This is a genomic window from Corynebacterium sp. HMSC035E02, from assembly GCF_001836065.1.
Taxonomy (GTDB): domain Bacteria; phylum Actinomycetota; class Actinomycetes; order Mycobacteriales; family Mycobacteriaceae; genus Corynebacterium; species Corynebacterium hiratae.
In genome coordinates, this window is sequence record NZ_KV827333.1 from 110387 (window position 1) to 135127 (window position 24741).

Consider the following 24741-nt stretch of genomic DNA (forward strand, 5'->3'; position numbering starts at 1 on the left):
TAACTACCTTGCACAATTGCGGCTTAAAGCGCCGGACAAGAATAAAGATTAATCGTTGCTGTAGACCGCCGGATGCAGCGTACCTACATAGGGCAGGTCACGGTAGCGCTCGGCAAAATCCAGGCCATACCCCACGACAAACTCGTTGGGGATATCGAAGCCTACATCGAACAGGTCAAGCTCTGCCTTAACCACCTCTGGCTTGCGCAACAGGGTGACCACCTCAAGGGATCGTGGCTGGCGGCCCTGCAGGTTACGGATAAGCCAGGACAAGGTCAGGCCGGAATCGATGATGTCCTCCACGATGACCACATCGCGGCCCTCGATATCGCGGTCCAAGTCCTTCAAAATGCGCACCACACCCGAGGAGGAGGCCGAGTTACCGTAGGAGGACACCGCCATGAACTCCAGCTGGGACGGGATAGCAAGCTTGCGGGCGAAATCCGTCAGGAAGAAAACCGCGCCCTTGAGCACGCAGACCAAGATGAGGTCCTCGTCGGTGTTGCGGTATTTCTCCGCCACGCGATCCGCCATTTCCTGGATGCGCGCCTGAAGATCGTCTTCGGTGATGAGAACGTTTTTGATGTCCTCTCCATAAGGATGGGCGGGGACGGCTAAATCATGGTTATCGTGCACGTGAGCGCTCCTTTGCTGACCGAGGCAATAGTGACAGTTTGCCACCAACGCGTGCGACTTCCAACCTTGTACCTTTCTTTTCCCCACGGACGGCGACGGGGCCTTGGCCATGCCACTGCGTGCACAGGGCATCGATGCCGCGCACTGCCTCGCGCGTAACCTCCACTCCTTCCACGCGCAGCCACGCAGCGATCGCCCGGCGGCGTTTTGGTTCGGGGAGAACGGCCAGCTCGGCGCAGTCGGCGGTGGGGTGGGTGCTGAGGAAGGCGTCGTCAAGCGCGGCGTCGTGGGCTGCCTGGGCTAAGGCCGGAACGGGGTCTCCGCCCACGATCTCCTGCAGGCGCGGGAGAATCTCGCGGCGCAGTGCTACGCGGCGGAAAGACGCATCCTGGTTCTGGGGGTCCTGCCAGACCTCCAGCCCCAGCTCCGCACAGGCGGCCTCGGTCTGGGCGCGGCGCACGCTCAGCAGGGGGCGCACAACGCGCACGCCCTCCACCTCGGAGCGCTCGCGCATGCCCGCGACCTTCCCCCGCAGGGCACCCAGCAGCAGGGTTTCGGCCTGGTCATCAGCGGTATGCGCCACCGCCACCTCACCCCAGGGCGCGAAGGCACGATACCGGGCGGCGCGGGCTTCGGCCTCCACGGAACCTTGCTTGCCGACGTCCACCCGCAACACCTCCGCCCCCGCTCCCAAGGCGTGGGCCTGCTCGGCAGCCCGGCGCGCCTGCGCGGCCGAGCCTTCCTGTAAGCCGTGGTCGACGCAGAGCGCTGTCACCTCGTGTCCTTCGGCCACGAGAGCGGCGGTCAGCGCCAAGGAATCGGCCCCGCCGGACAAGCCCACGGCGATGGCGCGTGGCTGCTCACCGACCACGGCGCGGGCGGCGACGCGGCACGCCAAAAAGTTGGGGCTTCTGCGCGGCCAAAAAGGTTTCTTAGAAGTCATGGAGGGCAGCGGCGAGAGCATCTTGGGCTTGGCGGGCGGAGGTGACTTCGCCGTCGTTGACTAAGAAGGCGAAGGCGTACACGCGACCCGACTGGCCCTGGGCGGTGCCGGTCAGCGCGGAGGTTCCCGTGAGGGTGCCGGTTTTGGCGCGAACGTACCCGCGGGCCGGCGAATCGGGGTAGCGCTGGTAGAGCGTGCCCTCACCGCCGGCGAGGGGCAGGTAGCCCAACAGCGGGCGCAGCTCCTCGGTGGCTACGGCCTGGTCCATGATGTGGGCGAGTACGTCGGCGGGGATGCGGTTATCGCGGGACAGGCCGGAACCGTCTTTGAGGGTGATGTCGCTGATGTCGATGCCGTGGCCTTTAAGCACGTCGAGCATGGTTTTCGTGGCGCCCTCGAAACTTGCTTCCGCGCCCTGGCTGACGGCCAGCTCGCGGGCGATGGCCTCCGCCATGACGTTATCGGAATCCTTCACCGCTTCCTGGGCGCGCAAAGCCAACGGCTCAGATTCTGTAGCTGCGATGACCTCGGTGTTCTCGGGCGCTGAGCTCGTGTCCGCCTTGTCGGTTCCCAGGCGGGAGGCCAACGCGCGGGCGACGTCGAGGGCCGGCTCGTGGGAGCGCGGAACGTCGCCGGTCTTCTCCCCAATGCGCCCACCGTAGAGCATGGCCGGCTGGATGGGGGCGACGAAACCGCCGTCAATATTGTCATCATCCCAGCCCGGTGCCTGGTCGGGCCCGGCCCAGATGGACGTGTCGATGGAGACCCGCGTGACGGTATCCATCTTCTGCTGAATCTGTTCCGCCAGCTCATCGAGGCGCTCGTCCGTCAGCCAGACATCGCCGGCGGCCTTGATAACGATCTCGCCCTCGTGCTCACCTGCGACCACTTCGGTGGTCAGGCGCTCTTCTTCGTCGAGCTTGAGCGTAGCCGCGGCGAGGGTGAGGACCTTGGTGGCGGAGGCCGGGGTCAGCGGCTTTGCGGGCTCGCGCTCCCACAGCACGTCCTGGGTGGTGGTGTCGATGATCTGCCCGCCGAAAGTGGCTAGAGCCTTGTCCTTGCCTAGCTCATCCAACCTGGCTTTGAGCGCGGCGGCGTCGATATCACCGGGCTCGACGGGCTGGACCAGTGTTGTGGGTTCTTCCTGTTTATAGGGCTGGCCGTGGTCCAGGTGATCGTAGGTGCGCTGGATTTCTACGCCCAAGGCGGCCGTCGCCGCCACGGCTCCCGCCGTGACGAGGGCCGCAGTACTCCACCAGACATGCTTAGCTTTCATCGCCCTTTAGACTAGCGCGGTAGACTAAGCGGAGCACATGCCAACCTATTAGTTATGGAGGATTCAGCCGTGAGCGTTGAAGTAACCATCGAGATCCCAAAGGGCTCCCGCAACAAGTACGAGATCGATCACGAGACCGGCAAGGTCCACCTCGACCGCTACCTGTTCACCCCGATGGCCTACCCGGCTGACTACGGCTTCATCGACCACACCCTGGGTGAGGACGGTGACCCGTTGGACGCGCTGGTCATCCTCCCGGAGCCGGTCTTCCCGGGCGTTGTCGTTGAGGCTCGCGTCCTCGGCGTGTTCAAGATGACCGACGAGGCCGGTGGCGACGACAAGCTGCTCGCCGTCGTCGATGACCCGCGCTGGGAGCGCTACCAGGACATCAACGATGTAGAGCAGCACATCAAGGACGAGATCGAGCACTTCTTCACCCGCTACAAGGACCTGGAGCCGAACAAGGAAGTTACCGGCTCCGGCTGGGGAGACAAGGCTGAGGCAGAGAAGATCCTCGAGGAAGCAAAGGCTCGCTTCAAGTAAGCAGCCGCGTTCCGCATGCCGGCGACGACACTGTCAGGTACGTTTTGGTAAATAGGGGCTGAAAACCTACCAGTTTTTCGCCACTATTTGCGAAAACGTACCTTTTTTCGTTCCGGGGGGGAACATTGATTGAGATTTATCGGGGGCGCGATGTCTCCCGCGGGGCTCGGCGCAAGGGGGCCATCAAGATTGCGAATGGCTTTTACCTCTCAGAGGAGCCCACACCGCTTCAGCTAGCACAAATCATGTCACGTGAATGGCCTGATTTAGCGCTTGATGGCTATTCCGCCGCGCGCCGGTACCTAGAACAGCCCCTTCAATTCCCGCTCGAGTTTATCCGCGACTCCACTCTCCCATCGAGCACTTATTTTCGCAGCAGGCGGGCACGGCCTAAAGCGCTGGGCAGCATGAACGGGGTGAACGTCTGCAGCCCGCTGCAATGTATTGAGGCGATGGCGCAGGAGGATGCCGTGGCCTTCATCGAGGCCTTCTTCGCCGGGCCGCACGGGCGCTCGCGCATCGAGACCGAACAGCTGGACTTTCGCCGCCTGCCCAAGCACACGCGTGAGGTGTTGGAAAAGGCCATCGTCGGGGCGGATAGCAAGCCGGAGCGCGACCTCACCCGGGGCCTTGAGCCCCACGCCAAAGTCCGCAACAACGTGCGGATTGGGCCCTACCGCTGGGACTTGGTGCTCGAGGAGCACAAGGTGGCCATCGAGGTGGACGGCTACGCCTATCACAAAGGCGAGAACCGACAACGTTTCGAAATCGACCGCCAAAAGCTGAACGACGCCGTCCAGCGCGGCTATCGGCCCCTCCACTTCACCGCCGCCACGATTGAGCACCACCTTGACGTCGCTGTTCACCAGGTCCTCGCAGTTATCAAAGGGCGGGGCGAGTTCGTCGCCCCGCCCTGGAAGTGGCACCACTACTGGCGGTGGGAGCGCGAGCGTTGGGCAGGCTAGCGTTGCGGCTGAACAGCAGCAACGTGCCGACAACGAACCGGGCTGGCTAACGCTGCGGCTTACTAACACTGCAGCTAACTAACTGCAGCGGGAAGCAAGCCATCCGTCGAGCTCGGACTCTGGTGCGTCGGGAGCGATGGGATCCTCGGCGAATTCTTCGCCGGTACGGGCCTTGTCCTTGGCCGTGGTGAGCATGAGTGAGCGCCCATCCGGGTAGTCAATGACAGTGTTGGCGGAGGCGTAGCCGGCGGTTGGCTCACCGAAGGTGCGCACGTTGTCCAGGCCACGGAAGGCTAGGAGGGTGGCTTCGGCGGAGGATGCGGTGACGCCATCGGTGAGCACCGCGACGGGGACCTCGAGCTTGCCGCCGGACGTGGTGGTGGGTGTGCCGCCACCGGTGACGGAGTTGCCGTCGATGGTGACATCCGTCGTGCCCATGCGGGAGACGAAAGACAAAGCGGGGCCGTCCGGCAGCAGGGGGCTCAAGCCCGCGTACATGGGTCCCATGTCGCCACCATCGTTGCCCCGCAGGTCCACCACGGCGGCGCAGGCCTCCGGGTGGGCGGTCAACCCTGTGGCCAGGGTATCCGCGTAAGCCTGGCCGTCATCGTGGCGGCCGATGGACGGAACGGTGGCGCGCAGGACGCCGTCGTCGTAGTCGACGACGGGGGCGGTCTTCTCAATCGCCTTTTCCTTTTCGGCGCTAAAGACCTTGGAATGCTTACCGCCGGCGGCGTCGATGGCGGCATCGAGGAGATCGGCATTCGTGGGATCCTCCTCAAAGGCCTCACGGGCGCGCTGGAATTTATCGCTGTCGCCGTAGATGCCGGTAAGCGCCGCGGTATCCACCATCGCGGTGTTGATGCGCTTTTCGCTGGCGTTGAAGAGGAATACGGGTTTGCCCGCAAACGCCCCGCCATAGGAGGGGCCGAAGAAGTACACGGCCGCGACCACGGCGATGAGAGCAACGACGAACAGGCCACCGAAGATTTTCAGTACCGTTTTCATTCTTTTCGCCGTCCCGTGCGCAACACGTAACCGCGGAGAGGCTCCACAATCACGATGGCAAGGAGCGTAACCAGCCAGCCCACTGCCAAGAAACCGAAGGCCATGAGCAGACGGCCAAGAACGTCGACATCGCTTTGCTCGACACTGGAGAAGAACATCAGCGAGGCAATCCCGCCGCCAAAGAGGAAGCCGAAGAAGCTCAATCCCACCACAGGCCCCATGATGGTCAGGGCACCGGAGCGGAACTGGAAACCGCGCGGCACACCCATGAGATCCAGAGAGCGGATGAGTTCCTTGTCTTCGAAGATGCCGGAGACCTGCCCCAGAATGATGGACATGGTGGTCAGCGTGAAGCCGAAGATGAGGGTTAATAAGACGCCGGTGGAGATGTCCTTAAACACCACGTTCATCCCCGGGTCCTCTTTGAGAACCATGGCCAAGGCATCAGAGCCTAGGGGCGCCGCAACGAGGAAGCCCGCCAAGTAGCCGAAGAACGCGATGGCCGCACTCCGCTTCCACGCCGGGCGCGCATTGCCCGCCACTCGCTGGCAGGCCACGAAGTGCGCGGTGCCAGGAAAGAGAGACATGATGTGTGCGCCGAGCTGCAAGATAAAAGGGGAAATGAGGTTGATGCTCATCACCATGCCAAACATGACCACGATGACCATGGCGGTCGGCGGTCCCGCCTTCCCGGAGAGCAACACACCACCGATACCCGCGATGATGAGGAAGACGATGACGCGCCACCAGCGATAGGCCGCGGGCATCTGGCGCTTGGCCACACCCAGGGGGCTCACGCGCACGCGCTGCATGCCGACGAGTGCCGCACCGATGGCCAACACAAAGAGCACACCGGCCACGGCCAGATAACCCCACCACGGGAGGAGAATCTCGGATACAGCAATAGAACGCATCTGGAAGTCCACCTGCGTAAAGACCGGCGCGATGAGCAGGCTGATCAGCCCGCCCAGCACGATGCCGATGATGGCTTGCAGGCCGGTCTCCACGATGGCCATGCGCTCCACCTGGCGGGAGCTCAACCCCAGAAGGCGCAGGGTGGCCAGGCGCTGCTCCCGGCCGGAGGCGCCGAGGACGGCGGCTTGGGCTGTGAGGTTAAACAGCGCCGGAAGAATGAAGGCGCAGGCCAGCAGGGCCAGGGCAAACCAAGGATAAAGAAAGGCCGTCATCTCGTTACCGAAGGCCTCTTTGAGCGCGGGCGCGGCTTCCTCGACGTGCTGGGCGCGCTCCCAAAACATCCAGGTGCCACCCGCGACGAGGAAGGCAATGGCGGAACCAATGGTCAGGCTCACAATGGCCAGAAGCGAGACGATTCCTGTTCCGGAGCGCGCGCGAATCGATTCGCGCTGCAGGTCAAAGACTAAAGTCGCGGTGTTCATCGGATCACCTCGAGGCGGCGGTCGTCGTGGATGATGCCATCGCGAATCTCCACGCGGCGCTGCATCCAGTCGGCCACCTTCGGGTCGTGCGTGACCATGACCAGGCTGGCACCGGACTGGCGCACGATGGTGGTCAGCATCTGCATGACCTCGTGGCCCGTGGACTGGTCCAGTGCACCGGTGGGCTCGTCGGCGAAAACCACGCCCGGAGAAGCCACCAGCGCACGCGCGATAGTCACGCGCTGCGCCTGTCCACCGGAGACCTGCGCCGGGCGACGCTCCGCCAAACCGCCCAATCCCAGCTGGTCCAGCAGCTGCATCGCGCGCTTGCGCGCAGCACCGCGCGAGACCCCGTTGAGCATCGCGGGAAGCGCTACGTTGTCCACGTTGCTCAGCTCCGGCAGCAACTGGCCGTCCTGGAAGACGAAGCCGAAGTTGCGCAGGCGGAGGCGGGAGCGGGGGCCGTCGCCAAGCGCGGAGAGCTCGTCATCCCCGTAGCGCACGCTGCCGTGCGTGGGGGTCAGCACGCCGGACATGCAGTGCAACAGCGTGGACTTGCCGGAACCAGACGGCCCCATGACCGCCACGAGCTCACCCGGTTCAATGTCGAGGGAGATTCCGGCGAGCACCGGGCCGCCGCCGAAATCCTTGGTGATGTCTGTCAGGGAAAGTGTCTGTGCCATGTCTCTCATTTCACCGTCTCGGGCCCTCATAAAGAACAGTCCTAGCGTTGCTCTTTAAGGTAGTGCCAGCACTACCCCTGCCGCAGGGGCGGGCCACTATGCTGGGCCTGTGTTCCGAAGAAAACCCCAGCCCACCAACCATGAGCAACAGCAGGCGCAGAAAATTGCGCAACTCACGGCCTCGCGCCGCGCCATCGCGGATGCCTATGAGGTGGAGCGCGCCCGCATCGAGCGCGACTTGCACGACGGCGCGCAGCAATACCTCGTGGCCGCGAGCATGAAGTTGGGGGAGGCTCTTCTCGACGCCCCCTCTGACCTCGCCGAGCTTCTCACCGCTGCCAAGCAGGACGTGGACCGCGGCCTGCACTCCCTGCGCGCCACGGTGCACGGCATCCACCCGCAAGTCCTGCAGGATCACGGTTTGGTCGCCGCGCTTGCCGACGTCTCCTCCTCCCACGGCCCCCACGTCAGCGTCTTCGCCCCGCATCCTTTGCCCAGGCTTTCCGCCTCCGTGCTGGCCTGCGGCTACTTCTTCGGCACGGAGGCTTTGACCAACGCGGCCAAGCACGCGCCCGGCGCGCCGGTGTCTGTTTTAGTGATCGCGGATGATTCGCTGCGCATCACCGTGGTGGATGAGGGCCCGGGTGGCGCGCAGGTTGTACAAGGTCACGGCTTGGCGGGGATGGCCGAGCGCCTCGCCGCCTTTGGCGGGGAGATGACGCTGAGCTCTCCCCCGGGCGGGCCCACGAGGCTGGCATGCTCGATTCCTCTTCTTCTCGATCGCGGACAGTCAGGAGTTTAAGAAATGAGTTTGAGAATCGTCGTGGCGGATGACTCCGCCATTCTGCGCGAAGGCCTCGCCGGCCTTCTGGAGCGCCGCGGGCATTCAATTGTGGGCCAGGCGGATTCTGCTCCAGCTTTGGAGGCCGTGGTGGATAAGCTGCGCGATGAGCTTCCGGACATCGTCATCACGGACGTGCGCATGCCGCCAGGTATGGGCGATGACGGCTTGAAAGCCGCCGTAAACTTGAGAAATGCATACCCGGGTCTGCCCGTCATGGTGCTCTCCCAGTATGTGGCCCCCGCATATGCGGTGGAGCTCTTCGACTCCCCCGATGCCGGCACCGGCTACCTGTTGAAGGACCGCGTCTCCGAGGTGCGGGACTTCCTCTCGAGCCTGGACGTGGTGGCCCAGGGCGGCACCGTCATCGACCCCACCGTGGCGCAGGCTCTCATGAGCTCTGGGCGCAGCGGCCTGGGCGAGCTCACCCCGCGCGAGCGCGAGGTCCTCGAGTTGATGTCCCGCGGCAAGTCCAACAAGGACATCGCCACGGATCTCGTCTTGTCTTCCGCCGCGGTGGCCAAGCACGTCTCCAACATCTTCACCAAGCTGCGTCTCGACCCCAGCGAGGACAACCGCCGCGTGAAAGCCATTCTGGAGTACCTCTCCGCGCACCGCTAAAGCCCAAGGCGAGCATCGAATGCTGCTATGAGGCGTTGAGATAGAGCGGGATCGTGCTCATTGGGTTCGCGGAATTGTAGCGCACATACTATCTAGCACGCTGCGCCAGTGCTCAAGGCGTGCGGCGTCGGGTGCCGGCTGCGGCTTCCCGTCGAGCTCCACCACCGGGGTAATCCCGTGCAAGGCGTTGAGGGTCCACAACTCTAGGCCGGCAAGATCGGACAGGCCGAGCTTGCGCTTTTCGACGCTCCCCTCTTCTCCCACCGCAGCAACCAGCAGAGACTCAGTGACCGAACGCAGCCGAGGCGCGTCCATCGTGAGCATCGTGTCGCCATCCCAGGCGATGAGCGCTGCGGTGGTGGTTTCGCAGACCACGCCCTCGTCGGAGATGAGCAAGGTATCGTCCTGCTCACGAAGCTCTGAGAACAGCACCAGATTCGGCCCCTTGACATGCGGATATTCCACTGTTGCCGTAGCGCTGTGCAAACGGGTGGTTTTCCGCTGAGTAGGAAGAGGGCGCAACCGAAGTGCGAAACCGCTGGGGCCAGCCTCCAGACGCGGGAACCACCGCCCCCGAGCGGGCAGGTGTTCCTGGACTGCGTGGAGGAAGGATCGAGGGGAGTCCATCCCCAAGGCCTCTGCACCCGCGGTAAAGCGCTCGCAGTGTAGCTCAAAGCCGCGCACCTGGCCCTCTTCAAGACGGAAGGAGTCGATCAGCACGGGCTCGGGAAGCGATGGGACGGGAAGCAGCTCGCCCGCTTCGAAGCGGTAGCAGTGCTCCCCGGGGAAGGCCTGCCCGCAAAGTTTGAGGAGCGGGGCGGACTTATCCACGATCTCCTGCCACTCGGCATCCGGGTCCGAAAGAGCCAGCACCGCTCCACCAACGCCATAATGCAGTCTCCCGGAATGCAGGACGATGCTGCGGATAGTCATAGCGAAATCAGCGCTGCCATCGCAACCGAGATAGCCGATCGCACCGGAGTACACCCCACGCGGCGCGGCCTCGAGCTCACGGATGATCTCCATGGTGCGGACTTTCGGCGCACCGGTCATAGAGCCACCGGGAAAGGTGGAGCGGAGGACGTCGATAAGCGAGGCATCCGGGCACAACCGAGCAGAAACGGTGGAGACCAACTGGTGCACGGTGGCAAAGCTGCGAACCGCGAAGAGTTCTTCGGCATGCACGGTGCCTGGAATCCCCACACGGGTGAGATCGTTGCGCACTAGGTCAACGATCATGAGGTTTTCCGCGTGATCCTTCGGGTTACTGGCCAGGTCCGCCCGCAGCTGTTCATCGGCGGTGGGGTTGTGGCCACGTGGGCGGGTGCCTTTGATCGGCTCCGAGCAGACGACGCCGCCAGACACTTTAAGGAAGCGTTCCGGGGAGGCGCTAGCCACTGCGAGCTCAGGGAGCACCAACAACGAACGCATCGGCGCGGGCACCTGCTGCCGAAGGCGCTGGTAGAGGGCCAGCGGATCGAGATCGGCTGCCGCCTCGAGACTGGTAGTGAGGCAGACTTCGTAGGTCTCACCCGCACTGATGAGCTCTTGGGCGCGGCGGATCTTCTCCTTATAGCTGGCGGCGGTATCGCGGCAGATCAGCGGGCCAATCGCACTGGTGTCGAAACGCCTTTGCTGAACAGGGTTGCCGGCGAGTCCTTCGAGGAGCCGCCAGGTCTGTGCCAGCCAGGAGGCCGCGGATTCCTGGCAAATCAGCTGCACTCTCTGCCCACGGATGGCCACCACGCCTGGCGCGCGGAAGAGACCATGAGGGTGGTGTGTGGGCAAGCCGCCGAGGGCCTCGTAACCCAGATAGCCGAACACACCTGGAACGCCGAGGCACCCCGCGGGGCGGGAAAAGCGAGGGGGCTCCGCTAGTGCTTCCATTCCCACCATTTCTCCCAACGGTGCAATGATCGAAGTGCCCTCGAACTCTAGCAGCGCCCCTTTGCCGCCTAGGACATCGAAGACGTCGAGGGGATCGATGGCGAGTAGGCGCTCCTCCACGTGCAGTGGTGGCAGGGGCGCAACTGAGGGGGTGTCGACTTTGACGTCAGGAGATGCCACCTCGTTTGCTTCGGGACAAGCGATAGCCAGGAAGTTCTCGAAGAGCCGGAGACCGTGTTCGCTACAAATCGACTCCGGGTGGTACTGCACGCCCCACCAGCGGCGTTCTTCGCTGCGGCCAGCCATGATGAGGCCATCTGTCGTATGCGCGAGTTCCTTCATACCGGAAGGCAGCTTATCTACCACCAATGAGTGATAGCGCACCACATCGTGACAGGTGGGAATCCCGACATAGAGCGGATCCTCGGAGCAATGTATGGTGCTCACCCGCCCGTGCACAGGCTCTGGGGCCGGAGCGATCCGTGCGCCGAGGTGCTGGGCCATCGCCTGGAAGCCCAGACACACCCCCAGCACCGGCACCGCAGCACGTTTCAACACCTCAGCACAAAAGCCAATGTCCGCTGCACGCTCAGGGGTTCCCGGCCCCGGTGAGAGAACCACCGCGTGGTAGCCAGTCAGCGGCACGGGCTCGGTGTTAGGGGTGACCGTCACCTCAGCACCTAATCGCACCAGGTAGTCCACGATGTTGAAGGTGAAGGAGTCAAAATTATCCACCACGAGCACTCGAGAACCAAAGAAGCGACCCGTGGGGTCTCCGGGGATAAGCGCGACAGCGCTGGAGTTCATCACCTGAATAAGTGTGGCATAAGGGCGCGCCGGGGACGAAAGTGCTGCTCACGCTACGGTGCCCCACCAGCCTCACAACCGCGCCCGCGTAAGCTGGTGCGCATGCAGAACGTACAACCCACCGAAGTACCCGAGAACGCCCAGCTCATCGACGTCCGCGAGGACCACGAGTGGAACACCGAACACGCCCAGGGCGCCACGCACATCCCGATGGGCGAACTAGTTGATCGCATCGACGAGATTGACCCGGACCGCGATATCTACGTCATCTGCCACCTAGGCGGGCGCAGCATGCAGGTCTGCCAGTACCTCGAGCAGGCAAAGGGCTGGGACGTCATCAACGTCGAGGGCGGCACGGATGGTTGGAAAGCACAAGGCTGCCCTATGGTTTACCCAAACCACTAGTGGTACCATTTGCGGTACCATCCAGGTGTGGTTTCCAAGATAGAAAAGATCCTCACAAAGATGCGGACCTCACGGACAAACGTCCGCTTCTCAGAGCTGCAACTTGTGTGTGACTTCTATTTCGAACGCCAAGAAAGCGCCGGAAAGAAACGGCGTGGAACTTCGCACATCGTCTATAAAACCCCATGGCAGGGAGACCCCCGAGTCAATATCCAAGAGGGCCGCAATGGGAAAGCGAAGCCTTTCCAGATACGCCAAGTTTTAGACGCCATTGACCGCCTTCCCTAGGAGCAGATCATGAACCTCGCAGACAAATACACCTACCAAACCGCGTGGTCCGAAGAAGATGGAGAATTCGTTGCCACAGTCCTAGAGTTCCCCTCCCTCTCATGGCTCGACGCCACTGCGGCCACCGCAGAAGCCGAGTTGCGCAGCGTCGTCGAAGAAACTCTAGAAGATATGCAACGCAACAATGAACGCATCCCGGAACCATTCGGGCAGCGAAGCTTTTCGGGGAAGTTCAACCTCCGCATACCTCAGTCACTTCACCGAGACCTAACCATCGAAGCAGAACGGGAAGGCGTTTCTCTCAACACACTCATCGTGCAGAAGCTAGCCTCAGCCTGAAACTAATGGGCCACAACCCATGATTTAAGTTTGCCACCTTAGGCGCGTAGTATCGTCGGCATGCCTTCATTGAATTCTGTATCCATTCCGACCGCGCTCTTGGAGTCCCCCTCCTTCCAGCTGGAGCGCCTCCGCCGCCGCACCCGCGAAGGCGTCGAGGCCGCGCTGCAAACGCAGCAAACCACCCTGCGCGAGTACTGGGTGCTCACCTGCCTCGTTGCGGAGACCGCGTCCTCCCAGTCCGCACTGTCGGAGACCTTGGCCATCGACGCCTCCGACATGGTGCGCCTGCTCGATTCCCTGGAGTCCCGCAGCTGGGTCAAGCGTGAGCGCGATGCCAAAGATCGTCGCCGCCAAATCATTGCCTCCACCAAGAAGGGCGTGAAAGCTCACAAGGAGCTTGCCGTCCTGGTGTCGAAGGCCGAGGACGAAGCCCTCGACGAATCCACCAACAAGCAGCTCAAGCATCTGCGCAAGCTGGCCGCCGCCATCATCGCGGCGGACGCACCCGCTGATACCGAAAGCGGTGATGCTTAAATGACAGAGCCCGAAAACCTTCCTAGTACCGGGGGCCGCCACGCCCTCCGCACCGATGAGCCCGAGACCCCAGCGATGCCCGAGGTCCCCGAGCACTACCTCCTCGGCGACGAGGCCGCCCCCGCGCGCACCTTGTGGGACATCGTTAAGACCACCGCTGAGCACTACCCCGAGGCCGCGGCCCTCGACGACGGTGAGATCCTCACCTACGCCGAGCTGCTTGCCGACGTCTCCGCATGGGCCACCGAGCTCCACGCCAGCGGCGTGCGTCGCGGAGACCGCATCGGCATCCGCATGACCTCCGGCAAGCGCGAGCTCTATCTGGCCATCCTGGCCACACTCGCCGCCGGCGCGGCCTACGTGCCGGTCGACGCCGACGACCCCGATGAGCGCGCCGAGATGGTCTTCGGCGAAGCCGACATCGACGGTGTCTTCACCGATGAGGGCTTCCGCATGCTGCGCGAGGCGCGCCCCACGTCCGACGAAAAGGACGATCGAGACGGCGCGCTTTTCGACGAGCCGCGCCCCGAAGACACCGCGTGGATCATCTTCACCTCCGGATCGACGGGCAAGCCCAAAGGCGTGGCCGTGAGCCACCGTTCCGCGGCCGCCTTCGTGGACGCGGAGGCTGCCCTCTTTTTGGCGGATAGCCCGCACGGCCCCCTCGGCCCGGACGACCGCGTCCTAGCCGGCCTGTCCGTGGCCTTCGACGCCTCCTGCGAGGAAATGTGGCTGGCCTGGGGCCACGGTGCCTGCCTGGTCCCGGCCCCGCGCTCCCTGGTGCGCTCCGGCATGGACTTGGGCCCCTGGCTCATCCGCCGCGACATCACGGTGGTCTCTACCGTGCCGACCTTGGCCGGCCTCTGGCCCGCCGAGGCCCTGGACAACATCCGCCTTCTCATCGTCGGCGGCGAGGCCTGCTCCCAGGAGCTCACGGACCGCCTGGCCACCGAGGACCGCGAGATGTGGAATACCTACGGTCCCACCGAGGCCACCGTCGTGGCCTGCGCGCAGCGCATGCTGCCGGGCAGGCCCGTATCGATTGGGTTGCCGCTGAAGGGTTGGGATCTGGTGGTCGTCGACAAGCACGGCGTCCCCGTGAACATCGGTGAGGTGGGCGAGCTCGTCATCGGTGGTGTGGGCCTGGCCGCCTACCTGGACCCGGTGAAGGATGCGGAGAAGTACGCGCCGCTGGAGTCCCTGGGTTGGGAGCGCGCCTACCGCACCGGCGACCACGTGCGCCTGGAAGAGGACGGCCTGTATTTTGTGGGCCGCGTCGATGACCAGGTCAAGATTGGTGGCCGCCGCATCGAGCTCGGTGAGGTGGAGGCCAACGTCGCCGCTTTGCCGAACGTGTATAACTCCGCCGTGGCCGTGCAGAAGACGCCGGGCGGCGAGTCCGTGCTCGTCGGCTACGTCTCCCTGGATGACCCGGATGCCGGGTTCGACCACGAAGCGGCACACGCCCGCCTAGCGGAGACTATGCCGGCAGCGCTCGTCCCGCGCATCTGCGTCATGGATGAGCTGCCGATTCGCACCTCCGGCAAGGTGGACAAGAAAGCCCTGCCGTGGCCGCTGCCGGGAGTGGGCGTGGAGGCAGACGGCCTCAACCCCACCGAGCAGTGGCTGGCGGAGCTGTGGGTGGACACCCTGGGTGTTTCCGTGGAGGACGTCAACGCAGACTTCTTCTCTCTCGGCGGCACCTCGCTGGCCGCGGCGACCTTGGTCGGCCGCATCCGCGAGCGCTTCCCCACCGTGGCCGTGCGCGACCTCTACGACCACCCGCGTCTGGGTTCGCTGGCAGAGCAGCTTGCTGGTGCCGAGTCCGTCGAAGACGCCGGGCCTGCCCGCGAGGTCAAGCCCGTCGGCGCTGGTACACGCGTGGCCCAGACGCTCATCCAAATCCCCGTTATGACGCTGGCTGCCACGACGTGGCTGGCCTGGCTGCTACTGGGCTCCAACCTGGCGAACCTGCTGGGCGTGGAGTGGGCCATGACCACCCCGTGGTGGCTGGTCATCCTTCTCCTCATCATCTTTGTCACCCCCATCGGCCGCATCCCCATCGGTGGTTTCGGCGCGCGGCTGATCACCGCCGGCATTAAGCCCGGCGAGTACCCGCGCGGGGGCTCCACGCACCTGCGTATTTGGGCAGCGGAGCGCTGGGCGGATGCTTCTGGTTCGCGCTCGATCGCGGGCGCTACGTGGGTCAACAACTATGCCCGCGCGCTGGGAGTGAAGATGGGCCGCGGAGTGGACCTGCACTCGCTGCCGCCTGTGACGGGTCTGCTGACCTTGGGTAAGCACGCCGCGATTGAGCCCGAGGTCGATCTCTCCGGCTACTGGCTCGACAGCGATATCCTGCACGTCGGCGCCATTGAGGTCAAGGAAGGTGCCCGCGTGGGCGCGCGCTCGACGCTGCTTCCGGGCACCGTCGTGGGCAAAGATGCCCACGTCGAGGCTGGCTCCACCGTCACTGGGCGCAAGAAGATCAAGGACGGCCAGCGTTGGTCCGGCTCTCCTGCCAAGAAGGTGGGCCGCTCCAAGCACCGCTTCCCGTCGCATGCCCCGAAGCGCCGCCCGTGGTGGGTAGCCATCTACGGCGCTACCTCTATCTTGCTGGCCTTCCAGCCCATCGTGGCGCTGGCCGTGGGCGCTGCCGTGGTCGTTGCCCTCATCGCGGTGACCGACGGTTCCCCTTACGTCGGCTCTATCTTCTTCGCTCCGCTCGGTGCCCTGGCGGCGTTTGCCACCTTCATGCTGCAAACCTGGCTGGGCGTGCGCATCCTCTCGCTGGGTATCAAGCCCGGTGTGGCACCGGTGCGCTCCGCCAAGGGCTGGCGCCTGTGGGCCATCGAGCGCCTTATGGACGAGGCCCGCACGCAGCTCTTCCCCATCTACGCCTCGCAGCTCACCCCGGCGTGGCTGCGTTCGCTGGGTGCAACGATTGGCAAGGACGTGGAGATTTCCACGGCCGTCATGGTGCCCAAGCTCACCGAGGTCAAGGACGGCGCCTTCTTGGCGGATGACACCATGATCGGCGGCTATGAGCTCGGCGGCGGTTGGATGCTTACGGGTGAGACCAAGGTGGGCAAGCGTTCCTTCGTGGGCAACTCCGGAATCACCGGTCCGGGCCGCAAGCTGTCGAAGAACTCGCTGGTGGCTGTGCTGTCCTCGACGCCGAAGAAGACCAAGTCCGGTGCCAACTGGTGGGGTTCCCCGCCGGAGCGCATGCGCCGCGTGGAGGCCCACGTGGACGGTGTGGAGGGCGAGTCCCTCACCTACAACCCGGGCTTTGGGGTCAAGGCCGCGCGTGGTGCGATTGAGACCATGCGCCTACTGGCGCCGATGACCTCGGCCATGCTGCTGGCGGGCACGTTGGCAACGCTTTACGCGCTTGCCGACGCCCTCAGCATCGCCGCCGCCTGGGCCCTCGGCGGTGTCATCCTCATGGTGGCGGGCGCCATCGCGATGGCGATCACCGTGGCGGTCAAGTGGATCTGCGTGGGCACGCAGACCGCCGGCGACCACCCGCTGTGGTCCGCCTTCGTGTGGCTCAACGAGCTGCAGGACACCTTCGTGGAGGCGGTCGCCGCCCCGTGGTTCTTCACCCACACCTATGGCATGGGTGAAATCAACCAGGGCCTGCGCGCGCTGGGCGTGACGATTGGCCGCGGCGCGTGGATTGATTCTTATTGGTTCCCGGAGACGGACCTGTGCTTCGTGGGCGAAGGCGCGTCCGTTGGCCCCGGCACCGTGGTGCAAACGCACCTCTTCCAGGACCGCGTCATGAGCCTGGATACCGTCACCATCAAGGCCGGCGCCACCCTGGGCTCGCATTCGGTGGCACTGCCTGCTTCAGTCATCGGCAGCGTGGCCACCGTCGGCCCCGGCTCGCTGGTCATGCGCGGCGACCAAGTCCCGAGCAGCTCCGAGTGGCAGGGCAACCCGATTGAGCCCTGGAAACACTAGGTAGGCAAAGAAAGGAGGCGGCAGGATTTCCTGCCGCCTCTTCTCTTTATGCCTGGCGCAAATTCGCGAGCCGCTAATGAGCGGTCAATGTGACGTGACTAGTCACCGATCTGGTCGCGACCACGCTTGACGATCTTGTCATCCACCTGGTCAACGAGCTCGTGGTCCTTGTTGGTGTACTCAAACTTGGAGAGCACGTAGCGCATCGCGTTAATGCGGGCACGCTTCTTGTCGTTGGACTTGATGGTGATCCACGGAGACTCTTCAGTATCGGTGTAACGGAACTGCTCCTCCTTGGCGCGGGTGTAATCATCCCACTTATCCAGAGAGGCCAAGTCCATGGGCGAAAGCTTCCACTGACGGACCGGGTCGATCTGGCGGATGGCGAAGCGGGTGCGCTGCTCCTTGCGGGTCACGGAGAACCACAGCTTAGTCAGCGAAATGCCGGAGCCGAGAATCATGTTCTCCAGCATCGGAACCTCGCGCAGGAACTCTGCGTGCTGGGATTCCGTACAGAAGCCCATGACGCGCTCCACGCCGGAGCGGTTGTACCAGGAGCGGTCAAAGAAGACGATTTCACCGCCGCACGGGAAGTGCTGAATATAGCGCTGGAAGTACCACGACGTGGATTCGCGCGGGGACGGCTTCTCCAGCGCTACGGTGCGGGCACCACGCGGGTTGAGGTGCTCGTTGAAACGCTTGATGGTGCCGCCCTTACCTGCGGCATCGCGGCCCTCAAAGAGGATGATGTGGCGCTGGCCGGTTTCCTTGGTCCAGTTCTGCCACTTCAGCAGCTCGATCTGCAGGGAGCGCTTGATGGACTCGTACTCATCGCGCGTCATGCGCTCTTCGTATGGGTAGTTCTCGCGCCAGGTCTCAACCGGCGAGCCATCCGGCATGATGAGCGTGGGATCGTCTTCATCGGAGTCATCGACGACGTAGCCGTCGGTCTGCGCAAGGTCGATCTCGGGGAGTTCGTCGTCTTTAATGTCAGCCATGCCAATAATTCTATCTATGAAACAGGCATCCGGCGCGATAAAACTGGTTGCCGCCGCCCAATTTACCCCCGTAGTGGCAAACGGGCGTCAGCAGCAGCCCAGAATGTACGTTTCTCACAAATAGTGCCCCCAAAACTCGAAGATCGGGGGCCTTAAATGATCGATCCGTACCCGCCCCGCTTACGCGATGGTACGTTTTCGCATGCAAGGTCCGGAAAGCGCATGATCCCAAGGGCATGTTTGCGAAAACGTACCGCGCCACTGCGCCAGCCCAAGGGTTCTGGAAATGAGAAACCCCGCTGCCCATCATGGGACAGCGGGGTTAACGCTTAGTTCTGCGTGAACAGCGTGCTGCTTAGAGCAGGCCGATCAGCTTCTTGGCGCCGGAAGCAGCGTCGCCCAGAGCGTAGAGAAGCGGCAGGATGAGGCCGAAGATGCCGGTGGAAGACAGGGTTTCCATTTTAAAATCTCCTTGGGATTGAAAGTGTGTGTATTAAGTGCGCCCTTCAGAAGGGCACAAGATTACTTCGTGGAGGACAGGGCGTCCAGCTTGGAGGTGTCCGGGGTTACCTCAACGGAGTCAGCGGTAGCAGCACCAGCGATGATGTCGAAAGCCTTAGCGAAGCCCTGGAAGAGGTTCTTGATGCCGGAAGCGAAGTCAGCGAAGTTGCCCAGCTGATCAGCAACGAAAGAAAGATCCATTATGGTCTCCTTTTGTGAAGTCCGGACTCAGAAGTGCCCGGAGGGGTTTGCGGTTTTGCAGACACCCTCAGCGGGCGTCACAGAAAACTATTTTGGCACACCTCCCCGACTTTGCAAGCGTTTAGGCGAGTTAATTTTTCGGGTGAAGAGTATTGCGAATCAAGCATGCAACGAGCGTTATTTATTCACTCGACGTTAACCTAACCAGCAACAACGTCCCTAACTGCGGAAATAGACAGCATCAGGCGCGAGGCGACAAGAAATTTTCTGCAGAACGTAACGCTAGCCGCTTCACTAGCGATTCATAGGCCTGACAAACAAAGTGAAAGCGAGAAATATTTTCCGCAAGAACATGCTCATCTACCCCCATCCGGGGTGACATAAGGACACAAAAAGGTCTCAGAACAGAGAACGCTCCCCACGGTTGACCGTGGGGAGCGTTCGTTTTGCTACGGGCTGCGACGACGAGACGCCTCAGTCCGGGAAGCTAGGCATTAGAAGCCCATGCCGCCCATTGCGTCAGGGTCCGGCATGCCAGCGCCTGCACCGGCCGGCTCCGGCTTATCAGCCACAACTGCCTCGGTGGTCAGGAACAGGGCCGCGATGGACGCAGCGTTCTGCAGTGCGGAACGGGTGACCTTGACCGGGTCATTGATGCCAGCGGCCATGAGGTCCACGTACTCGCCAGTAGCAGCGTTAAGGCCCTGGCCAGCCGGCAGGGACGCAACCTTGTCGGCAACAACGCCCGGCTCCAGGCCAGCGTTCTGAGCAATCTGCTTCAGCGGAGCAGACAGTGCCTCACGGACGATCTTGACGCCGGTTGCCTCGTCACCGGTGAGGTCAGAGAGGGAATCCAGGACATCAGCTGCCTGCAGCAGGGCCACGCCACCGCCGGCGACGATGCCCTCTTCGACGGCTGCCTTAGCGTTGCGCACGGCATCCTCGATGCGGTGCTTGCGCTCCTTGAGCTCAACCTCGGTAGCGGCACCAACCTTGAGGACTGCCACGCCGCCGGCCAGCTTGGCCAGGCGCTCCTGCAGCTTCTCGCGGTCGTAATCAGAATCGGAGTTCTCGATCTCGGCGCGGATCTGCTTGATGCGGCCGTCGATCTGCTCCTGGGAGCCAGCGCCCTGAACGATGGTGGTCTCGTCCTTGGTCACGACAACCTTGCGTGCCTGGCCGAGGTACTCGATCTCAGCGGTCTCCAGGGACAGGCCGACCTCCTCGGAGATGACCTGGCCGCCGGTGAGGATAGCCATGTCCTGCAGGGTGGCCTTGCGGCGGTCGCCGAAGCCCGGAGCCTTCACGGCAACGGACTTGAAGGTGCCGCGGATCTTGTTGACCACGAGGGTGGACAGGGCCTCGCCCTCAACATCCTCAGCGATAATCAGCAGCGGCTTGCCGGTCTGCATGACCTTCTCCAGCAGCGGAACGAGGTCCTTGATGTTGGAGACCTTGGAGGAAACCAGCAGGATGTACGGATCCTCGAGGACAGCCTCCTGGCGCTCCATGTCGGTAGCGAAGTAGCCAGAGATGTAGCCCTTATCGAAGCGCATGCCTTCGGTGACCTCAAGGTCGACGCCGAAGGTGTTGGACTCCTCAACGGTAATAACGGAGTCCTTGTTTACGGAGCCGTTGCCCACGGTGTACATAGCCTCGGCGATCTTCTCGCCGATTGCCGGGTCAGCAGCGGAGATACCAGCGGTGGTGGCGATCTCTTCCTGGGTCTCTACTTCCTTCGCGGAGGAGAGCAGGGAGTCAACAACCTTCTTGGTAGCGGCCTCGATGCCGCGCTTAATGCCCATCGGGTTAGAACCAGCGGCTACGTTGCGCAGACCCTCACGCACGAGAGCCTGTGCCAGAACGGTAGCGGTGGTGGTGCCGTCACCGGCAACGTCATCAGTCTTCTTAGCTACTTCCTTGACCAGCTCTGCACCGATCTTCTCGTACGGGTCCTCGAGCTCGATCTCGCGCGCGATGGAGACACCGTCGTTGGTAATGGTCGGGGCGCCCCAGGACTTCTCCAGGACGACGTTGCGGCCCTTGGGGCCGAGGGTGACCTTGACGGCGTCGGCAAGCGTGTTGAGACCACGCTCGAGGCCGCGACGTGCCTCTTCATCGAAGGCAATGATCTTTGCCATGTGTTTGTGCTCCTTAAGCTTTGTTGAGGACGACACTCACGTCTGGATCTATGACGGACGCCCGCGACGGCACGGCTGGCGAGTGTTCTCCAGCCCCAACCACATAGATGATTTTGATTCATTTCTGGCACTTGCCATGTGGAAGTGCTAGCGACCATTCTGGCACTCAGACCTACCGACTGCAAGATTCAACACGAACGGGCGGTGCGAAAGCACCGCCCATCAAAGTAAACTGCCCGCTAAAACGAACCGCCCGTCACAACGAAGTCCCTGTCGCTCTTAAGCCGCAGCCTTCTTCGCTGTCCACTTATACGCCGCGGCAATGCCGGCAACGAAGAGGATGACGCCCATGAACTTGGCTGCCGTGCCGCCCTCGAAGATCTCCAGCGGGGAATCGCCGCCCGACGCCGCGATGATGCCCGCATTGACCACGCCAAAGAGGGACTCACCCACGATGAGGCCGGTGGCCAACAGCGTGCCCATGCGCTTGGCAAAGTCCGGCTTGGACTGGCGGGCCGCCCACCGGTTGTAGAAGTAGCCCAAGAACGCACCGATCGGCACCACAATGGTGATGGCTGCCGGCAGGTACATGCCCATGCCCACGGCCAGCGGCGACAGGGAGTACTTGTCAGTGAAGTGGCGCAGGCACTCGTCCACGATGATGATGACGGCACCAATAGCCGCGCCCAGACCGATGAGATCCCACGGCAGGGAGTTATCGAAAATACCGGAGGCTACCGAAGACATCAGCGCGGCCTGCGGTGCAGCCAGCGCGTCCTCACCGGCACCCTCCATGCCCTGGAAGCCGAAGCCGGTGAGCATGACCTGCAGAATCGGCGGAATCACCAGGGAGCCGAAGAGGACACCGATGATGAGCGCTACCTGCTGCTTCCACGGCGTCGCGCCGACCAGCTGACCGGTCTTGAGGTCCTGCAGGTTGTCGTTGGAAATGGTCGCGATACCGAAGACGATGGCCGCGGTAAACAGCGTGTAGGCCACCAGCGATAGCGGCTCCGCGTCCGTCCCGCGGGTCACGGCGGCAATAATCAGCGCGGCAGCGATGACCGCGATGATGCCGATGGAGGAAATCGGCGAGTTGGAGGCACCGATGAGGCCAGCCATGTAGCCGCACACCGATGCGATAATCAGACCCACGAGCAAGGTAAAGAGCACGGAGACCGTGATGAGGACGGCCATGTGGTCGTGGATATCGGTACCACGGACGAAGTTCCACAGCAGCAGACCAATCGGAATCATCAGGACCAGGATGGTGCCAATGACGTAGGGCGCCGGAATATCGCGCTCCTCCACCGCTACCTGCTGGCCGCCCTTGCGGTCACGGGAGGAGGCGAAGGACTCAGCCATGCCCTTGGCAATCGGGCCGGTGATCTTGATTAGCGTCCAGATCGCGGCGATAGCCATGGTGCCCACGCCGATGAAGCGAATCCGGCCGGAGAAGACGGAATCAACAGTGTCCATGAGCGTGGCCGGATCGCCTAGGCCCTCACCACCGGTGAGGATGGGCAGCAGAATGAGGTAGGAGATGACCACGCCGACGAGCATCGCAATACCCACGGCCAAGCCCACGAGGTGACCGACGCCGACCAGCGCCAGCGAGAGGGAGCTACCCAGCGTCGTCGCGCCCGGGCCCAGCTTGAAGTAGGTGGCCACCTCGGAGGCGGCCGCCTTCATGGCCGCCAGCAGTGCCATGACGGCAGAAAGGATGCCGCCAAAGAGGATGACGTGCAGGCCCTTCGTGTTCTCTTCGTGGGCGGCCTCGCCCTCCTCACCGGTGCTATCTCCCACCTTGAGGACCTCCGCCGCGGCCACGCCTTCCGGATAGGGCAGGTCCGAGCCCGTCACCAGCGCACGGCGCAACGGAATGGAATACATCACGCCGAGCACACCGCCGATGGCGCACACCGCGGCGGTATCGATGAAGGAAAAGCCCTGCCAGTAGCCCACCATGACCAAGCCCGGGAGCACGAAGATGATCGCGGACAACGTGCCGGCCGCAGAGGCGATGGTCTGCACGATGTTGTTTTCTTTGATGTTGTGCCCGGCAAAACGGCGCAGCACCGCCATGGAAATCACGGCGGCAGGAATGGACGTGGCAAACGTCAGGCCCACCTTGAGGCCCAGATACACGTTGGCGGCGGTAAAGATAAGAGTGATGAGCCCACCAATGATGATGCCGCGCAGCGTGAGCTCGCGGAGCGTGGACTGGGAACCTTCGGCGGTGGTAGACGCCATGTCAGGTCCTTTCTAAAAAGAACTTATAAACAATATGGACTAGAACCGTGCATATGTTACTACCTAGCGGCCGGTAGGCCGAGTTGAGGATCCGAGTAGGTTGGAGTGCATGACCAAGATTTCTGAGTTTGTGAACAATGACCGCGACACTATTTTCAACCAGCTCAAGGAGCTCGTCTCCTTCAATTCCGTCCACAACGAGCCGGGTCTAGAGGACCAGACCGCGAAGGCGGCGGAGTGGGTCCACGCCGCGCTTGTCGACGCCAACTTCACCCCCGAGGCCATCCCTACCGCTGATGGTTCCACGGCGATCGTCGCCAAGCGCCCCGGCAAGGAGGGCGCGAAGACGGTGCTGCTGTACTCGCACTACGACGTGGTTCCTGCCGGGAACCCCGACGCGTGGGAGTCTGATCCCTTCACCCTGACTGAGCGCGATGGCCGCTGGTACGGCCGCGGCGCCGCTGACTGCAAGGGCAACGTCGCCATGCACCTGGCGGCCCTGCGCGCGCTCGACGCCAACGGTGGAACCGACCTCAACCTCACCGTGCTTATTGAGGGCTCCGAGGAACGCGGCGGCGAGGGCCTGTCCGCACTCATCGAGGAGCGCCCTGAGCTCTTCGCGGCCGACGCCATCCTCATCGCCGATGCCGGCAACGCCAAGGTAGGTGTCCCGACGCTGACGACCTCCCTGCGCGGCGGCTCGCAGATCAACGTCAAGGTCTCCACCCTCCACTCGGCCGTGCACTCCGGCCAGTTCGGCGGCGCGGCTCCCGACGCCGTCAAGGCGCTCATGCGCACGCTAGATTCCCTGACGGATGAGTATGGCCGCACGACTATCGACGGCGTCGATTGCGAGGGCACCTGGCCGCTGGCTGAGGGGCAGGACACCGCCTACAGCGAGGAGAACTTCCGCGCTGATGCCCAGATGCTCGAGGGCACCGAGGTCATGGGCGCGCAGGACCCGGCCGGTGCCACCGCTATCGCGGATATGATTTGGGCCCGCCCGGCAGTGACCATCACCGGCTTTACTTCCACCCCGGTGGCCGAGGCCGTCAATGCCGTGCCCGCCACCGCAGAAGCCAACATCAACCTGCGCACCCCCGCCACCATGGATCCCCGCGCCACCGCGGAGGCCGTGGCCGAGCACCTGAAGAAGCACGTCCCGTGGGGCGCACACATCGAGGTCACCATCCTGGAGGCCAACCTGGGATTCGAGACCGACCCGGCAAAGCCCGCGGTGGCTCTGCTCGGCGAGTGCCTCGGCGAGGCATTCGGTGGGGAGACCATCACCCAGGGCATGGGCGGATCCATCCCGCTGACCGTGGAGTTGCAGGAGAAGCACCCAAACGCGGAGATCGCACTCTTCGGCGTCGAGGAGCCGCAGTGCACCATCCACTCTGCTAACGAATCGGTCGACCCGACCGAGATTGAAAAGATCGCCATCGCCGAGGCGCTCTTCCTGCAGCGCTTCGCCTAAGCGCACCGCAGCGCTGCCCACCGTG

At 63.2% G+C, this 24741-nt stretch carries 20 protein-coding genes; 9 read left to right on the top strand and 11 right to left on the bottom strand.

The features are described from left to right. Positions 1 to 48: 48 nt before the first annotated feature. From hpt to dacB, 3 genes are read right to left on the bottom strand one after another with little or no spacing between them, the layout of a single operon-like run. The gene (hpt, locus tag HMPREF2635_RS04890; protein WP_046647197.1) at positions 49 to 636 is read right to left on the bottom strand and encodes a hypoxanthine phosphoribosyltransferase; all 588 of its coding nucleotides are present in this window, start codon (positions 634 to 636) and stop codon (positions 49 to 51) included. Further along, on the bottom strand, positions 626 to 1579 hold the full coding sequence (tilS, locus tag HMPREF2635_RS04895; RefSeq protein WP_083321279.1) for a tRNA lysidine(34) synthetase TilS: 954 nt from the start codon (positions 1577 to 1579) through the stop codon (positions 626 to 628). Before tilS ends, hpt begins: the two co-directional genes overlap by 11 nt. Then, entirely contained in the window at positions 1569 to 2855 is a 1287-nt protein-coding gene (dacB, locus tag HMPREF2635_RS04900) for a D-alanyl-D-alanine carboxypeptidase/D-alanyl-D-alanine endopeptidase (protein ID WP_070511124.1), read from the bottom strand. Before dacB ends, tilS begins: the two co-directional genes overlap by 11 nt. Positions 2856 to 2924: 69 nt before the next feature. On the opposite strand from dacB, the gene HMPREF2635_RS04905 reads away from it, so the two are divergent. Both HMPREF2635_RS04905 and HMPREF2635_RS04910 read left to right on the top strand, forming a co-directional pair. Beyond that, positions 2925 to 3398 carry an inorganic diphosphatase gene (locus HMPREF2635_RS04905; RefSeq protein WP_010188812.1) on the top strand — a complete coding sequence of 158 codons (474 nt, stop codon included), beginning with the start codon at positions 2925 to 2927 and terminating at the stop codon, positions 3396 to 3398. A gap of 407 nt (positions 3399 to 3805) precedes the next feature. After that, positions 3806 to 4363, top strand: a complete 558-nt coding sequence (locus tag HMPREF2635_RS04910; protein WP_232745242.1) for an endonuclease domain-containing protein — start codon at positions 3806 to 3808, stop codon at positions 4361 to 4363. A gap of 78 nt (positions 4364 to 4441) precedes the next feature. On the opposite strand, the gene HMPREF2635_RS04915 is transcribed toward HMPREF2635_RS04910, so the two are convergent. From HMPREF2635_RS04915 to HMPREF2635_RS04925, 3 genes are read right to left on the bottom strand one after another with little or no spacing between them, the layout of a single operon-like run. Further along, complete coding sequence (locus HMPREF2635_RS04915) at positions 4442 to 5371, bottom strand: S41 family peptidase (RefSeq protein WP_070821354.1); 930 nt, start codon at positions 5369 to 5371, stop codon at positions 4442 to 4444. Then, on the bottom strand, positions 5368 to 6768 hold the full coding sequence (locus HMPREF2635_RS04920; protein ID WP_070821355.1) for an FtsX-like permease family protein: 1401 nt from the start codon (positions 6766 to 6768) through the stop codon (positions 5368 to 5370). Before HMPREF2635_RS04920 ends, HMPREF2635_RS04915 begins: the two co-directional genes overlap by 4 nt. Continuing rightward, complete coding sequence (locus HMPREF2635_RS04925; protein ID WP_049154705.1) at positions 6765 to 7451, bottom strand: ABC transporter ATP-binding protein; 687 nt, start codon at positions 7449 to 7451, stop codon at positions 6765 to 6767. Before HMPREF2635_RS04925 ends, HMPREF2635_RS04920 begins: the two co-directional genes overlap by 4 nt. A gap of 109 nt (positions 7452 to 7560) precedes the next feature. Here HMPREF2635_RS04925 and HMPREF2635_RS04930 point away from each other — a divergent pair, with 109 nt between their 5' ends. Then, positions 7561 to 8253, top strand: coding sequence for a sensor histidine kinase (locus tag HMPREF2635_RS04930; RefSeq protein ID WP_070821356.1), 693 nt, complete (start codon positions 7561 to 7563; stop codon positions 8251 to 8253). A gap of 3 nt (positions 8254 to 8256) precedes the next feature. Then, positions 8257 to 8913 carry a LuxR C-terminal-related transcriptional regulator gene (locus HMPREF2635_RS04935; protein ID WP_070511133.1) on the top strand — a complete coding sequence of 219 codons (657 nt, stop codon included), beginning with the start codon at positions 8257 to 8259 and terminating at the stop codon, positions 8911 to 8913. A 57-nt stretch (positions 8914 to 8970) separates the two neighbouring features. Here the strand turns inward: HMPREF2635_RS04935 and pabB are convergent, their stop codons facing one another. Beyond that, a complete protein-coding gene (gene pabB / locus HMPREF2635_RS04940; protein ID WP_070821357.1) occupies positions 8971 to 11607 on the bottom strand; it encodes an aminodeoxychorismate synthase component I in 2637 nt (878 codons plus the stop codon). 102 nt (positions 11608 to 11709) lie between these two features. Here pabB and HMPREF2635_RS04945 point away from each other — a divergent pair, with 102 nt between their 5' ends. The 4 genes from HMPREF2635_RS04945 to HMPREF2635_RS04960 all read left to right on the top strand — a co-directional run bounded on the left by HMPREF2635_RS04945 (position 11710) and on the right by HMPREF2635_RS04960 (position 17145). After that, complete coding sequence (locus HMPREF2635_RS04945; protein ID WP_049154702.1) at positions 11710 to 12012, top strand: rhodanese-like domain-containing protein; 303 nt, start codon at positions 11710 to 11712, stop codon at positions 12010 to 12012. A gap of 297 nt (positions 12013 to 12309) precedes the next feature. Continuing rightward, the gene (locus tag HMPREF2635_RS04950) at positions 12310 to 12639 is read left to right on the top strand and encodes a type II toxin-antitoxin system HicB family antitoxin (protein ID WP_070511139.1); all 330 of its coding nucleotides are present in this window, start codon (positions 12310 to 12312) and stop codon (positions 12637 to 12639) included. A 60-nt stretch (positions 12640 to 12699) separates the two neighbouring features. Further along, positions 12700 to 13176 carry a MarR family winged helix-turn-helix transcriptional regulator gene (locus HMPREF2635_RS04955; protein ID WP_049154701.1) on the top strand — a complete coding sequence of 159 codons (477 nt, stop codon included), beginning with the start codon at positions 12700 to 12702 and terminating at the stop codon, positions 13174 to 13176. Continuing rightward, entirely contained in the window at positions 13177 to 17145 is a 3969-nt protein-coding gene (locus HMPREF2635_RS04960; RefSeq protein ID WP_070821358.1) for a Pls/PosA family non-ribosomal peptide synthetase, read from the top strand. It begins immediately after the preceding gene. Positions 17146 to 17243: 98 nt separating this feature from the next. Here the strand turns inward: HMPREF2635_RS04960 and ppk2 are convergent, their stop codons facing one another. The 4 genes from ppk2 to HMPREF2635_RS04980 all read right to left on the bottom strand — a co-directional run bounded on the left by ppk2 (position 17244) and on the right by HMPREF2635_RS04980 (position 23239). Continuing rightward, positions 17244 to 18143, bottom strand: a complete 900-nt coding sequence (gene ppk2, locus HMPREF2635_RS04965; RefSeq protein ID WP_046647187.1) for a polyphosphate kinase 2 — start codon at positions 18141 to 18143, stop codon at positions 17244 to 17246. Positions 18144 to 18665: 522 nt separating this feature from the next. After that, positions 18666 to 18845 carry a PorH family porin gene (locus HMPREF2635_RS04970; protein ID WP_046647186.1) on the bottom strand — a complete coding sequence of 60 codons (180 nt, stop codon included), beginning with the start codon at positions 18843 to 18845 and terminating at the stop codon, positions 18666 to 18668. A 494-nt stretch (positions 18846 to 19339) separates the two neighbouring features. Next, positions 19340 to 20986 carry a chaperonin GroEL gene (groL, locus tag HMPREF2635_RS04975; RefSeq protein WP_046647185.1) on the bottom strand — a complete coding sequence of 549 codons (1647 nt, stop codon included), beginning with the start codon at positions 20984 to 20986 and terminating at the stop codon, positions 19340 to 19342. A gap of 279 nt (positions 20987 to 21265) precedes the next feature. After that, complete coding sequence (locus HMPREF2635_RS04980; protein WP_070821359.1) at positions 21266 to 23239, bottom strand: OPT family oligopeptide transporter; 1974 nt, start codon at positions 23237 to 23239, stop codon at positions 21266 to 21268. Positions 23240 to 23348: 109 nt separating this feature from the next. Between HMPREF2635_RS04980 and HMPREF2635_RS04985 the strand changes: the two genes are divergently transcribed. Next, positions 23349 to 24716: a dipeptidase gene (locus HMPREF2635_RS04985; RefSeq protein ID WP_070680044.1), complete on the top strand. Its 1368-nt coding sequence runs from the start codon at positions 23349 to 23351 to the stop codon at positions 24714 to 24716. Positions 24717 to 24741 lie beyond the last annotated feature (25 nt).

Bases quoted from the DNA above. Each gene is read 5' to 3' on its own strand.
- tilS (WP_083321279.1), bottom strand. From the start codon at position 1,579: ATGACTTCTAAGAAACCTTTTTGGCCGCGCAGAAGCCCCAACTTTTTG.
- dacB (WP_070511124.1), bottom strand. From the start codon at position 2,855: ATGAAAGCTAAGCATGTCTGGTGGAGTACTGCGGCCCTCGTCACGGCG.
- HMPREF2635_RS04910 (WP_232745242.1), top strand. From the start codon at position 3,806: ATGAACGGGGTGAACGTCTGCAGCCCGCTGCAATGTATTGAGGCGATG.
- HMPREF2635_RS04915 (WP_070821354.1), bottom strand. From the start codon at position 5,371: ATGAAAACGGTACTGAAAATCTTCGGTGGCCTGTTCGTCGTTGCTCTC.
- HMPREF2635_RS04920 (WP_070821355.1), bottom strand. From the start codon at position 6,768: ATGAACACCGCGACTTTAGTCTTTGACCTGCAGCGCGAATCGATTCGC.
- HMPREF2635_RS04925 (WP_049154705.1), bottom strand. From the start codon at position 7,451: ATGGCACAGACACTTTCCCTGACAGACATCACCAAGGATTTCGGCGGC.
- HMPREF2635_RS04935 (WP_070511133.1), top strand. From the start codon at position 8,257: ATGAGTTTGAGAATCGTCGTGGCGGATGACTCCGCCATTCTGCGCGAA.
- pabB (WP_070821357.1), bottom strand. From the start codon at position 11,607: ATGAACTCCAGCGCTGTCGCGCTTATCCCCGGAGACCCCACGGGTCGC.
- HMPREF2635_RS04945 (WP_049154702.1), top strand. From the start codon at position 11,710: ATGCAGAACGTACAACCCACCGAAGTACCCGAGAACGCCCAGCTCATC.
- HMPREF2635_RS04950 (WP_070511139.1), top strand. From the start codon at position 12,310: ATGAACCTCGCAGACAAATACACCTACCAAACCGCGTGGTCCGAAGAA.
- HMPREF2635_RS04955 (WP_049154701.1), top strand. From the start codon at position 12,700: ATGCCTTCATTGAATTCTGTATCCATTCCGACCGCGCTCTTGGAGTCC.
- HMPREF2635_RS04960 (WP_070821358.1), top strand. From the start codon at position 13,177: ATGACAGAGCCCGAAAACCTTCCTAGTACCGGGGGCCGCCACGCCCTC.
- ppk2 (WP_046647187.1), bottom strand. From the start codon at position 18,143: ATGGCTGACATTAAAGACGACGAACTCCCCGAGATCGACCTTGCGCAG.
- HMPREF2635_RS04970 (WP_046647186.1), bottom strand. From the start codon at position 18,845: ATGGATCTTTCTTTCGTTGCTGATCAGCTGGGCAACTTCGCTGACTTC.
- groL (WP_046647185.1), bottom strand. From the start codon at position 20,986: ATGGCAAAGATCATTGCCTTCGATGAAGAGGCACGTCGCGGCCTCGAG.
- HMPREF2635_RS04980 (WP_070821359.1), bottom strand. From the start codon at position 23,239: ATGGCGTCTACCACCGCCGAAGGTTCCCAGTCCACGCTCCGCGAGCTC.
- HMPREF2635_RS04985 (WP_070680044.1), top strand. From the start codon at position 23,349: ATGACCAAGATTTCTGAGTTTGTGAACAATGACCGCGACACTATTTTC.